The 12939-nt window shown below is 60.1% G+C and carries 10 protein-coding genes; 8 read left to right on the top strand and 2 right to left on the bottom strand.

The annotated features are described in order from the left end of the window. The first annotated feature begins 126 nt into the window (after positions 1 to 126). The 5 genes from DKK66_RS10730 to DKK66_RS10710 all read left to right on the top strand — a co-directional run bounded on the left by DKK66_RS10730 (position 127) and on the right by DKK66_RS10710 (position 6555). Positions 127 to 720 (top strand): hypothetical protein, encoded by a 594-nt coding sequence (locus DKK66_RS10730; RefSeq protein WP_131357903.1) that lies wholly within the window; start codon positions 127 to 129, stop codon positions 718 to 720. A 1029-nt stretch (positions 721 to 1749) separates the two neighbouring features. Then, positions 1750 to 2454, top strand: a complete 705-nt coding sequence (locus tag DKK66_RS10725) for a hypothetical protein (protein WP_131357900.1) — start codon at positions 1750 to 1752, stop codon at positions 2452 to 2454. 178 nt (positions 2455 to 2632) lie between these two features. Continuing rightward, positions 2633 to 4126, top strand: a complete 1494-nt coding sequence (betB, locus tag DKK66_RS10720) for a betaine-aldehyde dehydrogenase (RefSeq protein ID WP_193394076.1) — start codon at positions 2633 to 2635, stop codon at positions 4124 to 4126. Positions 4127 to 4264: 138 nt separating this feature from the next. Beyond that, positions 4265 to 5980 carry a choline dehydrogenase gene (gene betA / locus DKK66_RS10715; protein WP_131357896.1) on the top strand — a complete coding sequence of 572 codons (1716 nt, stop codon included), beginning with the start codon at positions 4265 to 4267 and terminating at the stop codon, positions 5978 to 5980. 290 nt (positions 5981 to 6270) lie between these two features. Continuing rightward, positions 6271 to 6555, top strand: coding sequence for a hypothetical protein (locus DKK66_RS10710; protein ID WP_131357893.1), 285 nt, complete (start codon positions 6271 to 6273; stop codon positions 6553 to 6555). On the opposite strand, the gene DKK66_RS10705 is transcribed toward DKK66_RS10710, so the two are convergent. Continuing rightward, positions 6556 to 8514, bottom strand: coding sequence for a methyl-accepting chemotaxis protein (locus tag DKK66_RS10705; protein WP_131357890.1), 1959 nt, complete (start codon positions 8512 to 8514; stop codon positions 6556 to 6558). 247 nt (positions 8515 to 8761) lie between these two features. Here DKK66_RS10705 and hmpA point away from each other — a divergent pair, with 247 nt between their 5' ends. Both hmpA and DKK66_RS10695 read left to right on the top strand, forming a co-directional pair. Further along, a complete protein-coding gene (gene hmpA, locus DKK66_RS10700; RefSeq protein WP_131357887.1) occupies positions 8762 to 9985 on the top strand; it encodes an NO-inducible flavohemoprotein in 1224 nt (407 codons plus the stop codon). A gap of 84 nt (positions 9986 to 10069) precedes the next feature. After that, a complete protein-coding gene (locus DKK66_RS10695) occupies positions 10070 to 10543 on the top strand; it encodes an Rrf2 family transcriptional regulator (RefSeq protein WP_045846575.1) in 474 nt (157 codons plus the stop codon). 95 nt (positions 10544 to 10638) lie between these two features. Here the strand turns inward: DKK66_RS10695 and hemN are convergent, their stop codons facing one another. Further along, entirely contained in the window at positions 10639 to 12045 is a 1407-nt protein-coding gene (gene hemN, locus DKK66_RS10690; protein WP_131357884.1) for an oxygen-independent coproporphyrinogen III oxidase, read from the bottom strand. 112 nt (positions 12046 to 12157) lie between these two features. Between hemN and fnr the strand changes: the two genes are divergently transcribed. Beyond that, complete coding sequence (fnr, locus tag DKK66_RS10685) at positions 12158 to 12904, top strand: fumarate/nitrate reduction transcriptional regulator Fnr (protein WP_045846577.1); 747 nt, start codon at positions 12158 to 12160, stop codon at positions 12902 to 12904. Positions 12905 to 12939: the final 35 nt, after the last annotated feature.

Here is a 12939-nt window from a genome sequence, read left to right as displayed (position 1 = left end):
ACCTATCGAAAGTGGTTTAACTGGTCGTTCAGCGCGAACGCCACTACTGGCCATGCCTTCGGCATTCTCGTATCGGACTCCCTAAAACAAAGTTGGGTTGTACACCACTATCGCTAGGCACCCACTATGGAAATTGCAAAGCTGGTCCTTGAATATCTCAAAGTCATCCTGGCAACCCCTGTTGCAGCAGGTACGACTGCAATCACGTTCTTCGTTCTGTTCAAAGATGATATTAAAAGTCTTCTCAAACGCGTCGCAAAAGTACGGCTTCCAGGTGGCGGGGAGTTTTCTACGACCCAAATTGAAAGAGATAACGAAGCACTTCAGCCTAAAGGAGAGCAACCACCGACGACACCTCCGGCTCCTCCATCACTACCCGACAACCTCACGCTCACCCCAGAACAACAAAAGGTTGTAGACGATGCCTTTGCGGCAGAGCGTGGGCGAGCCGAGCTCTGGGAATACCGCTACCTAAATTATTTTCTAGCGCACTCGACGCAACGGGTGCTCGACTGGTTAAACACTCTCCCAGCGAGAACAACGACTTCGATGTTTGATGCATATTGGTTGCCAGTTATCCCAAGCACAGAGGAAAGACGCACCATCATCAATGCATTACAAGCGCACTCACTCATTACATTGAACACCGGTCTAATTGAGGTCACTCCGAAAGGAAAGGAATACCTTCAGTGGCGAGGACCATTGCCAAATGCAACCTAACACATCATTCCACCGGAGCTGGGTGAAGTGCCACGCAGCCCGGTGAACTCAAACGTTCCTGAGCGTCAGCTTTCCAAAAACGGCTACGGCAGCTCTGGGTCGTAAGCAGAAATCTATTCGGTGGCATCCGGAATCGTCTTATCTGCTGGATTCCCCACCGCACCAACGCACCCCTTGGGCCCCGTCAAGCATGCCGACGGGTGGCCGGGGCGAGGTTTTAAGCGCCTGCCCTGTTTGAGCGATTTGACGTTAGCAAATCGCGAGTTCAGGCGCGCCTCGCACCGGACGGGGCCTGTCGGGCAGCCGCAGGCCATGCTTGCTGGGTGGCCTTTAGGGATGAAAGGGATCTTTGGCCAAGCAAAGATCCCTTTCCCGTCCGCCGCGCGGAAGCGGCAAGACAAAACATCATCCGCGTGAGCGGATGCAACACCTATTTTTACTTTGTGGTGGCAACAGCGAGCGCGGAGGCACATAAGCACCGCACCGACGCTGCTCCATTCCCCATCCCCCACGCGGAAGCGGCATGCAAATCATCATCCGCGTGAGCGGATTCCCGCAGTCCGAATAATTGATTTTTTGTTGTGTGCTGGAATGGTCTGAATGACGGCGGAACGCCCCGGTAAGGCTGGGGCTTCCGCCCTACGTGCTGGCGGCAATAACATCGCCAAGCAAACACGCATCCCACCGCCGCGCGGAAGCAGAAATCAAAACAAGCCCCTTACCTGCACCTCTTGCCAGTGTTTCCACTCCTCTCTAGTCTTGCTGTCCCCGATGGTGCTGATTAGCCTTGTCCCGTTGCGTGTTCACACGCAGCCAGGTTTGGCGACCTGATCTGCACCCACCGGGAAAGCCGTGTCAAAACGGCTTTTTCTGCTTGCGTCTGTCTCCTCCAATGGCAGGCCAGGCGGGGAGACCTATACGGTCTGCCGGTCAATGGTGGTGCTTCCGGTTCGCCAACCCCGCTTTGGCCTGCCACCCGCGTTTTCTAGCGTGCGTGGCAGCCTTCATCCTTCAACGGAGGGCAGAACCATGACGCATCCCGACCCCAACATCCCCCAGGCCCCGCCCCTGACGCTGTACTACCAAGGCAAACCCGTCCGGGTCCTGCTCCACCACGGCCACTGCTGCCTGCTTGCGGACGACATCCTCGCCCTCTCCCCACCCCGCTTGCGCCACCAGCTGCAACAGCAACTGGCCGAATACCCCGGCTGTGCCCTCACCCTGCCGCAACACGACAGCCCGCAATGCGGCTGGCCAGCCCCCGCCTTGCAACGCGCATTGCAACAAAGCAAGCGCCCCGCCGCCCGCCAACTGCAACACTGGCTGCAACAACAGGTACTGCCTGCCCTGCAGCAACTGCCACCCGATGCCCCGCGCTGGGAACAGGCGCTGGCCATGGCGGCCGAGGCCGGACAGCAAATCAGCCATGCCGTACTCAAAGCCGTGCTGGAACACGGCAGCGACTGGCAACACAGCCATTGGCTGCTGACCCTCAACTACACCCCCAGCCACCCGCGCCGCCATGCCCATGGCCGGCTGGTGGCACTCAACAGCAGCGCAACCTCCTTGCAGGCACTGGCGCAACACATTGCCGGGCCGGACGGCAGTGCCAGCCGCAATGGCGAGCTGCTCCGCCTGGCCGCGGCCTGCCACCAGCAACTGGCAAAGCGCACGGAGAAACAGGCGTGGCGCGCAGAGGCGGCGGAACCGCCACGCGCCAACCCGGCTGCCTGACGTCCCCGGCCAGTGCTCAACACGGGGCAGGCTGCACGCATTGACCGCGCTCGCCCTATCCATCCATCATCAAAGCACCCGAATACCGGCGATGGCATGTCGCCACAATTGGCCCCCATGTCGGCTTTTGACACGCAAGGCGTCTGCCGTCGTGGCTCAATGAGCGGCATCACGGGCAATGCCCCACCCAGAATACAAGGAAGACAACGTGCAAGATGGCATCCTGAAAAGCTATATCGGCGGTCGCTATATCGATAATCCGGCCCTGCCGCTGGCCGACAACTTCAACCCGGCCAATGGCGAACTGCTGTGCAAGGTGCAGCAGGCTGGCGCGGCCGAGGCCGAACTGGCGGTCAAGAGCGCCGAAGCCGGTTTTGCGGTGTGGAGCGAGATGACCGGTGCCGAGCGCGGCCGCATCATGAACAAGGCGGTGGGCATTCTGCGTGCGCGCAACCGCGAACTGGCCGAGCTGGAAGTGCGCGACAACGGCAAGCCGATTCAGGAAGCCGAAGTGGTGGATGTGCTGTCCGGCGCGGACTGCATCGAATACTTTGCCGGCATGGCCGCCGGGATTCACGGCGAGCATTTCCCGCTGAAAGGCGCGTTTGCCTATACCCGGCGCGAGCCCTTGGGCGTGTGCCTGGGCATTGGCGCGTGGAACTACCCCATCCAGATTGCCTGCTGGAAATCCGCCCCGGCGCTGGCCTGCGGCAATGCCATGATTTACAAGCCATCGGGCATGACGCCGATGAGCGCGGCCCTGCTGGCGGAAATCTACAGCGAAGCAGGCGTGCCGGACGGGGTGTTCAACGTGATCCAGGGCAGCTCGTCCGTGGCGCGCCAGCTGATTGCCGACGAACGCGTGGCCAAGGTGTCGATTACCGGCTCGGTGGATACCGGCAAGGCCATCATGAAAGACGCGGCAGGCACGCTCAAGCGCGTCACCATGGAGCTGGGCGGCAAGTCGCCGCTGATCATCTTTGACGATGCCGACATCGAACAGGCGGTGTCCGCCGCCATGCTGGCCAACTTCTACACCCAGGGCGAAATCTGCACCAACGGCACCCGTGTGTTCGTGGCGCGCAGCATTCACGCCGCCTTCATGCAGCGTCTGAAAGAACGCACCGCACTGTTGAAGATTGGCGACCCGATGCACCCGGACACCCAGGTAGGTGCGCAGGTATCGCCCAGCCATGCGCAAAGCGTGCTCAAGTACATCGACATCGGCCAGAGCGAAGGCGCGGTACTGGCCGCCGGTGGCCAGCGCGTGATTGTGCCGGGTTGCGAAGCCGGCTGGTTCATCGCCCCGACGATTTTCGACCAGTGCCGCGACGACATGCGCATTGTCAGCGAGGAAATCTTTGGCCCGGTGATGTCGGTACTGGTGTTCGACGACGAGGCGGAAGTGATCCAGCGGGCCAATGCCACCCGGCTGGGGCTGGCGGCGGGGGTGTTCACCCGCGACCTGGCGCGCGCCCACCGCGTGGTGGCCAAGCTGCAAGCCGGGGTGTGCTGGATCAACAACTACAACATCACGCCGATTGAAATGCCGTTTGGTGGCTACAAGGAATCCGGCCTGGGCTATGAAAACAGCCTTACCGCCATCGACTGCTACACCCAGCGCAAGAGCGTGTATGTGGAGCTGACCGGGGTGGCCAGTCCTTACGCATGAGTGCTGCCAGCAGAGACGCTGCGCTATTTTTTTCGCCGCGCTAACACGCCAGGCGGCTCACCCTGTCATCCACACGATAACGGCAGACCGCACGGCCTGCCCTTGTCTTGTCTGAACCATCCGTAGCAAGGAGCACCCATGTCGCAACAGTTCGATTACATCATCGTCGGGGCCGGTTCTGCCGGTTGTGTGCTGGCTGCCCGCCTCACCGAAGATGCCGATGTCAGCGTGCTGCTGCTGGAAGCCGGCGGGCCGGACTGGCGGCTGGACTGGCGCACCCAGATGCCGGCGGCGCTGGCCTACCCACTGCAAGGCACCACCTATAACTGGGCCTACACCACGCTGCCGGAGCCGCACATGGGCAATCGCATCATGACCCAGGGCCGGGGCATGGGGCTGGGTGGTTCGTCCCTGATCAACGGCATGGTGTACATCCGTGGCAATGCGCTGGATTTTGACGGCTGGGCGGAAAACAAGGGGCTGGAAAACTGGAGCTATCTGGACTGTCTGCCCTATTTCCGCAAGGCGGAAAGCTACGACAAGGGTGCCAATGACTTTCACGGTGCAACTGGCCCGCTGCATGTCACCACGCCACGGCCGGACAACAACCCGTTGTATCAGGCTTTTATTGCAGCAGGCGAGCAGGCCGGTTACCCGCGCACCGACGACCTCAACGGCTACCGCCAGGAAGGCTTCGGGCCGATGGACCGCACCACCACGCCATCCGGCCGCCGCTGCAGTACCTCGCTGGCCTATCTGGATCAAGCGCGCACCCGCGCCAATCTCACGGTAAAAACCCGCGCACTGGCCGACCAGATCCGCTTTGCCGGCAACCGTGCGGTGGGCGTGAGCTATCTGCAAGGCGGCAGCCTGCATCAGGCCGAAGCGCGGCGCGAAGTCATTGTCTGCAACGGCGCGATTGCCAGTCCGCAGCTATTGCAGCGCTCCGGCGTGGGCAATGCCGACCAGCTCAAGCAGCACGGCATCAGCAGCGTGGTACACCTGCCCGGTGTGGGCGAGAACCTGCAAGACCATCTGGAAATGTACCTGCAATACCACTGCACCAAGCCGGTTTCCATCTACCCGGCGCTGCAGTGGTGGAACAAGCCGCCCATCGGTGTGGAGTGGTATCTGAACGGCACCGGCCTGGGCGCAACCAACCATTTCGAGGCTGGTGGCTTCATCCGCAGCAGTACCGAATTTGCCTGGCCCAACCTGCAATACCACTTCATTCCGCTGGCCATGAATTACGACGGTAGCAATCCGGTAAAGGCGCACGGCTTCCAGTGCCATGTCGGCTCCATGCGCTCGCCCAGCACCGGTTTTGTGCGGCTGGCCAGCCGCGACCCGCGCGTCAAACCCTTGCTGCAGTTCAATTACATGGCGCATGCAGTGGACTGGCAGGAGTTCCGCGCCGGGGTGCGGCTGACACGGGAAATCATCGCCCAGCAGGCGTTTGACGAATTCCGTGGCGAGGAAATCAAGCCGGGCATGATGATTCAGAGCGATGCCGAGATTGACGCCTTTGTGCGCGAACATGCCGAAACCGCGCTGCATCCGTCCTGTACCTGCAAGATGGGCTACGACGACATGGCGGTGGTGGACAAGGACGGACTGGTGCACGGTGTGGAGGGATTGCGCGTGGTGGATGCCTCCATCATGCCGCGCGTCACCACCGGCAACCTCAATGCGCCGGTCATCATGATGGCGGAAAAGCTGGCCGATGCGATTCGCGGCCGCACTGCATTGCCGCGCTCGCAGGCCTCTTATTTCATCGCAGGCAAACAACCGGTACGGCTGATGGGCACGGCAGATTTTCCCTGGCCGACGGCCAGCGTGTCTGCCGCACACTGATGAGTGAGGACGGGAGATGCGGCGCTTGACTGCGCCGCCGCACTTTCTACAATGCCAGACAGCGGCTGCGTCGGAGCTGCTCAGGCTGCTGACAAAGTAATTTGGTACGATTTCACCGGACCCGGCAAAGCCGGGCCTTTCGATGAAGTGACTGATTCCGCAGCCTTTCCATCTATTCCCTATCCCCCCGCCCTTACCCGGCCAATTGAAGAAGGGGGGCCTCGCTTTCTTAAATGAAAGCGAGAAGGGGTTTAGCGGCTGCATTGCAGCCGTCTTCATGGAGATTGAAAATGCATACCCTGAAACCGCGTAATCCCTACGCCTGCTCGCCCTTGCTGAAAAAGGGCGGTGCCTACCGCAGCAGCCGCTCCGGCCTGCGTCAGAATGCCCGTCAGGCCATGCTGGCCGAACTGGATGAGCTGGATGAGCTGGACTGGATCGACCTGTCCCCGGCAACCCAGGCTGTCGAGTCCCGCAGCGAGGACGAAACACCGGGCAGTTTTACCTGCCACCCCACCATGACAAAGGCCGCTTCCCAGCGGCCTTTGCCTTGTTACCCCCGCCTGGCTGCCTGACTACACGGTAAAACGCGCCGCCAGCGCACTAAGCTGCTCGGACAAACCCTTCAACTGCCCCACCGTTTCTGCTGTTCCCTTCATCGCCCGGCTGTTTTCCTCCGACATTTGCGCCACCTGCTCCACATTCTTCGCCAGCACCTGGCTGGTATTGCTTTGCTCGTTCAGCGCGGTCTGGATTTCCGCCACCACCTGCTGTACCTGATCAATCTGCTGCTGGATGGTGACGATGGCCGTACCGGCGTGCTCGGCATGTTGCTGCCCTGCTTCCACGGTTTGCATGCCGGTGTGCATATTGCCTGCCGCCTGCTTTGCGGTGTGCTGGATTTGCTGCACGATGCCGCCAATTTCGGTGGTGGACTGTGCGGTGCGCTCTGCCAGCTTGCGCACTTCATCGGCCACCACGGCAAAGCCGCGCCCCTGCTCGCCGGCACGGGCGGCTTCAATCGCCGCGTTAAGCGCCAGCAAATTGGTCTGGTCGGCCACATCGCGAATCACATCCACAATGCTGACAATCGACTCGGACTGCTTGCTCAGGGCCTGGATGGTGTCAGACACCGTGGATATCTCGCGCACAATGCTTTGCATGCTGGAGCCCGCTCCACGAATAACCTCCGTACCGGATGTGGACTCCTGCACTGCTGCCTGCGATAGCTGATGCGCTTCCACCGAGCGCTCTGCACTCACCGACAGGCTGGTACTGAGTTGTTCCACCGCTGCCGCCATGCTGGAGGCAGCTTCAGACTGACGGTCGCTGCTGTGCGCCACCTGGCTCGCCCCTTCGGCCACATCTCGGGCGGCACCATCCAGCTGCTGCGAGGTTTGTACCAGCTGGCTCACCGTATCGCGCAATTGATTACGCATTTGCCGGATGGCCGCCAGCAAGCTGGATTCGTCCTGGCTGTTGAGCGCAATGCTGGTATCCAGCCTGCCGGTGGCAATCTGCTCCACCACCTCCTGTACATAAAAGGGCTCGCCACCCAACTGCGCAGTGATGGACAGATACAGGGCAATGAACAGGTAGATGGACAGCAGGAAGGCCAGCAAGGCGCAGCCCAGATACATATTGCGTTGCCACTGTATGCGCTGGATACGCGCCTCCAGCAGCGTGTCCAGCTGGGTGAGTGCCGTTTGTCCGAATGCTGTCGCCGCATTCAGCGTGTCGGCCACCAGGCTGCTGGCAGTCGCGGTCTGGCCGTCAATGGCCTTGCGGAACACGCTGTTGTTTTGCTCAGCCACGGCCAACAACCTGGCATCACTGCCTGCCAGACTGGCTTTGAGCGCCGGGTTGTAGGCGGCAGCCTTGTTCAGGTTCTGTGTCAGGCTCTCCACGTTATTTCGCAGTTGCGGCAACAGCATCAGCAGGGCGTCACGTGCAGATCCGCCCAGGGCCTGCCCTTTGGCAGCCATCAGCATGCTGTTGGCTTCCATGCTTTGGCTGAGCCAGTCCGGCCAGTGGGTAATCAGCACGTCCATCAGGTAGTAGGTGTCGATGTCCGGGTCCAGCGTCAGGTTGGACTGGTCGCTGGCCTGGCTGATCAGCGCACGCAAGCTGCTGCTGGCTGCCTGAAAGTTGTCCGTCTGTGGTGCCGACTGCAGTTTTTTCCAGCTCGCGTCGAAACCAGACCATTCCTTGTCCACGCCCAGCACCGGGTTGAGCGCGGTATGGGTTTGCTGCATGGCCTGCCATTGCTGCTGCACTGCGCTTCCCAGCGCGTTACCTGCTCCCTGGCCGGCGTGCTGGGCCTGTTCCTGCTCCAGCGCCAGCAGCAAGGCCATGGCGGGCTTCACATATTGCACGCCCACCCGCTCCTTGCTGGAGAAATCCACATTGTCCTGATTGCTGCGGTACAAGCCATAAGTGAGGTAAACCAGAGCAACGGCAAACACGGTACCGATGATGGCAAAGCGGATGGGATAGCTCAGATGCTGCATCCAGCGGGCGGTTTGACGGAACATGCACAACTCCTTGCAGGCGCGCACAGCACGGTGGCTATACGTGTGAAGACAGCTTTGGTTATAGGGGCATTGTTCTTGCACTGCAAAATCAAATACCTATGCCAATGGGTTTTGTCGCGTGCAGCTTGAATTTGCGTTCTTTTTATAAAGTGTATTTTATTTACATTTTAATGTTATGCTACGCGCTGTCCGTGCCGAACACCTGTCTTTTTAAAAATGTATTTCACACACATCTAAAGGAAGATCCATGCTCAGTGCCACCATCCGCCAGCAAGTCAAAGCCACCGCCCCCATCCTTAAGCAGCATGGCGTGCTGCTGACCAGCCATTTTTACCAACGCATGTTCCAGCACAACCCGGAGCTGAAAAACATCTTCAACCAGGGGCACCAGCATGCCGGCCAGCAACAGCAGGCACTGGCTATGGCCGTGGCTGCCTATGCCGAGCATATTGATGCGCCCGAAGTACTGCTGCCGGTACTGGAACGGGTGGCACACAAACACGCCAGCCTGGGCATCCGTGCCGAACACTACCCGATTGTGGGCAAGCATCTGCTGGCTTCCATCCGCGAGGTGCTGGGAGAAGAAGCCGCACCGGACAGCCTGCTGGAAGCCTGGGCGGCCGCCTATCAGCAACTGGCAGACCTGCTGATCCAGCTGGAAAACAGCCTGTACCAGCGTGCCGCCACCCAGCCCGGTGGCTGGAGCGGCTGGCGGCCGTTCCGCGTGGTGAAGAAGCAGGTAGAAAGCGAGGAAATCACCTCGTTTTATCTGCAAGCCGCGGATGGTGGCAGACTGCCCGCCTTCCAGCCCGGTCAATACATTTCGGTACAGCGTTTCATTCCGGAATGGGGCCTGAGCCAGCCGCGCCAGTACAGCCTGTCCGATGCACCCGGCAAGGACTGGCTGCGCATTTCGGTGAAGCGGGAAGACGCGCGCGATGAGGCTCCCGCCGGCAAGGTATCCGGCATCCTGCATGCCGAACTGGCCGAAGGGGACATCCTGCAGGTATCGCCGCCATTTGGTGATTTCGTGCTGCATCAGGAGCGGGACACCCCGGTGGTGCTGATCAGTGCCGGGGTGGGCCAGACTCCGCTGCTGTCCATGCTGCAGCACTTGCTGGCCAGTGATCAGTCGCGCCCCATCCGCTATTTGCACGCCGCACGTCACGGGGCGGTTCACGCCATGAAGCAGGAAGTCGGCACACTGGCGCAGCAGCATGCGCGGCTGCAGCAGCGCGTGTTTTATGAAACCCCGGTCGCAAGCGACATCCTGGGCGTGGACTTCCATCAGCAAGGCCGCATCGATGCCGATGCCATCCGTGCCCATGCCCTGCTGCCGGATGCCGACTATTATTTGTGCGGCCCGGTAGGCTTCATGCAGCAACAGCACCGCCAGCTGCGCGAGGCCGGGGTAGAAGCCACGCGCATCCACATGGAAGTGTTTGGCTCCAATGCCATGACCACCGGCTGAATTGGCTTTGTTTGCCGCTGCGCATTGTGAGCTGCCGCACTGCGGAGTATCCTGCGCGGCACTTTCCCAGCCCACTTTACTGCCATGCAACTGAACCGCTTTACCGACCTTGGCCTGCGCGTGCTGATGTACCTGACGCACCGCGACCGGGAGCAACCGGTCACCATCAGCGAAATTGCCGAACGCTTCGAGGTGTCGCGCAATCACCTGGTGAAAGTGGTGCATTTCATGGGGGTGCAAGGCTGGCTGAACAACAGCCGTGGCAAGGGTGGCGGGCTGGCGCTGGCCCAGCCGCCCGAGCATTACCGCCTGGGCGGCATCATCCGCACGCTGGAAGGCAATGTGCCGCTGATTGACTGCGCCGAACCGCCTTGCGCGCTGCGCCAGGACTGCCAGCTCAAGGCCGTGCTGGATGTGGGCATGCAGGCATTTTTCAGCACACTGGACAGTTATACGCTGCGCGACGTGATTGCCAGCCCCACCGGCGAGGCCATCATTCGCCTGCATCGCAGCCCCAGACCGCAGTCGGCCGACAAAACCACACCGGATGTGTTGTAAAAAACCATCACTTTTTCAATGAAAAAGCCCGCTACCTGCGGGCTTTTTTGCTGCTTTTTTAGGGGATAACCCTTTAAACAGTCTGAACAAAACCATCAGATGGTCTTGGAATAACGTGCCTTGGTTTCCCGTTCACGCAAATGGCGGTCGAACAGCATGGCGATATTGCGGATCAGGAAACGCCCCTTGGGCTCCACCATCAGGAAATCGCCATCAAAGGTCAGCAGGCCCAGCTTGTGGTACTCGCGGATGGCTGGCAGCTCGGCAGCAAAATACTCGGCGAAATTGATGCCGTGCACCTGCTCGATGGCTTCCACCGACAGGGAGAAGCGGCACATCAGCGCCTGGATGATGCCGCGACGCAGGATGTCGTCCTGATCCAGCACCATGCCGCGCATTACCGGCAGCCGGCCTTCGTCCAGCGCGGCGTAATAGCTGTCCAGGTCCTTCTCGTTCTGGCTGTAACAGGGGCCAACCTTGCCGATGGACGACACGCCAAGGCCGATCATGTCGCAGTCGGCATGAGTGGAATAGCCCTGGAAATTGCGCTGCAGGCGGGCTTGGCGCAAGGCAATGGCCAGGTCATCTTCCGGCTTGGCAAAGTGGTCCATGCCAATGAATACATAGCCTGCATCCGCCAGGCTCTTTACCGCGTCCTGCAGGATGTCCAGCTTGGTGCTGGCGGCTGGCAGGTCCGCCTCGTTGATGCGCCGTTGCGGCATGAACACGGTGGGCAAATGGGCATAGTTGTACAGCGCCAGGCGGTCCGGGCCAATGGCAATCACCTTGTCCAGCGTGCGTTTGAGCGACTCGCGGGTTTGCAGCGGCAGGCCGTAGATCAGGTCCACACTGACCGACTTGAAGCCCGCCTCGCGCGCAGCCTCGATCACTTCCAGCGTTTCCTCCTCGCTTTGCACCCGGTTCACCGCGGCTTGCACCTGCGGGTCAAAGTCCTGAATGCCCACGCTCATGCGGTTGAAGCCCAGTCGCGCCAGATGATGCACGGTTTCACGACCCACCTTGCGCGGGTCGATCTCGATGGAATATTCTCCCTCCGGCAAAAATTCGAAGTGGGCACGCAACATGGTCATCAGGCGGTCCAGCTGCTCGTCGGACAGGAAGGTTGGCGTACCGCCGCCAAAGTGCAGCTGGATCAGCTTTTCCCGGCAGCCAAGCGAGGCGGCAACCAGCTTGATTTCCTTTTCCAGGTAATCGAGGTAGCGGTCGGCACGGCTCTTGTCCTTGGTGATGATCTTGTTACAGCCGCAGTAATAACAAACCGTGTTACAGAACGGTATGTGTACGTACAATGAGATAGCGTTCTGATGCATGCCCAGATGGCGCTGCATCAGCCAGCTTTTATAGTCCTTCTCGCCAAACGCCGGGGTAAACCGGTCTGCGGTCGGGTAAGAAGTGTATCTTGGGCCGGAACCATCAAGACGTTCGATCAATGCTCGGTCGAACTCACAGTGGGTAGGCGAAAACGGATGGGTGGTGTGCATGTCGTCGGGTATTGATAGTCAAACGTCAGGTGGACTGGTAAATTTGCGGAAAACGTGCGAATTCCGCTTTGACAAGGGTCAAGCTTCTTTACAGGGTTGTACAAAACACGCGATGTCAGACCAACACCAACACACTCTGCACGCACTGAAGGTGTCCTGCTCCAACTGCAGTCTGCGCGAACTCTGCCTGCCCATCGGGTTGAACCGCGACGAAATGACGCAGCTGGATGCAGTTATCCGTCAGAGCCGCCGCCTCAAGCGCGGTGAATACCTGTTCCGCAGTGGCGAAGCCTTCAAGTCGCTGTTTGCCGTGCGCACCGGTTTCTTCAAGACCAGCGTGGCAAGCCAGGACGGTCGTGAACAAGTCACCGGCTTTCTGATGTCCGGCGAACTCATGGGCCTGGATGGCATCTCGTCCAATGTGCATGGCTGCGACGCCATTGCCCTGGAAGACAGCGAAGTCTGCGAACTGCCCTTCAACCGCATGGAAAGCCTGGGGCGCGACATTCCCAGCCTGCAACACCACTTTTTCCGGCTGATGAGCCGCGAAATCGTGCGTGACCAGAACGTCATGCTGCTCCTGGGCAACATGAAGGCAGAAGAACGTCTGGCTGCCTTCCTGCTGAACCTGTCACAGCGTCTGTCCACCCGCGGCTTTGCCGCCAACGATTTCATCCTGCGCATGAGCCGCGAGGAAATCGGAAGCTTCCTCGGCCTGAAACTGGAAACTGTCAGCCGTACGCTGTCCAAGTTCCAGCAGCAAGGCTGGTTGAGCGTGGACCACAAGCACATCCAGCTGATCAAGGCCGATGCACTCAAGGACCTGATCTCCGGTTGTACCCACGCCAACGGCGTGTAAGCCAACAGGCACGGTAACAGCCATCCGGGCGGTGG

It is taken from the genome of Aquitalea sp. USM4 (genome assembly GCF_004328945.1).
GTDB lineage: Bacteria > Pseudomonadota > Gammaproteobacteria > Burkholderiales > Chromobacteriaceae > Aquitalea > Aquitalea pelogenes.
The sequence above is the reverse complement of the archived record's forward strand: the minus strand, read 5'-3'. Positions and strand labels throughout refer to the sequence as shown.

Excerpts from the sequence above, each read along its gene's own strand:
- DKK66_RS10730 (WP_131357903.1), top strand. The coding sequence starts at position 127 with ATGGAAATTGCAAAGCTGGTCCTTGAATATCTCAAAGTCATCCTGGCA.
- DKK66_RS10725 (WP_131357900.1), top strand. The coding sequence starts at position 1,750 with ATGACGCATCCCGACCCCAACATCCCCCAGGCCCCGCCCCTGACGCTG.
- betB (WP_193394076.1), top strand. The coding sequence starts at position 2,633 with ATGCCCCACCCAGAATACAAGGAAGACAACGTGCAAGATGGCATCCTG.
- betA (WP_131357896.1), top strand. The coding sequence starts at position 4,265 with ATGTCGCAACAGTTCGATTACATCATCGTCGGGGCCGGTTCTGCCGGT.
- DKK66_RS10710 (WP_131357893.1), top strand. The coding sequence starts at position 6,271 with ATGCATACCCTGAAACCGCGTAATCCCTACGCCTGCTCGCCCTTGCTG.
- DKK66_RS10705 (WP_131357890.1), bottom strand. The coding sequence starts at position 8,514 with ATGTTCCGTCAAACCGCCCGCTGGATGCAGCATCTGAGCTATCCCATC.
- hmpA (WP_131357887.1), top strand. The coding sequence starts at position 8,762 with ATGCTCAGTGCCACCATCCGCCAGCAAGTCAAAGCCACCGCCCCCATC.
- DKK66_RS10695 (WP_045846575.1), top strand. The coding sequence starts at position 10,070 with ATGCAACTGAACCGCTTTACCGACCTTGGCCTGCGCGTGCTGATGTAC.
- hemN (WP_131357884.1), bottom strand. The coding sequence starts at position 12,045 with ATGCACACCACCCATCCGTTTTCGCCTACCCACTGTGAGTTCGACCGA.
- fnr (WP_045846577.1), top strand. The coding sequence starts at position 12,158 with ATGTCAGACCAACACCAACACACTCTGCACGCACTGAAGGTGTCCTGC.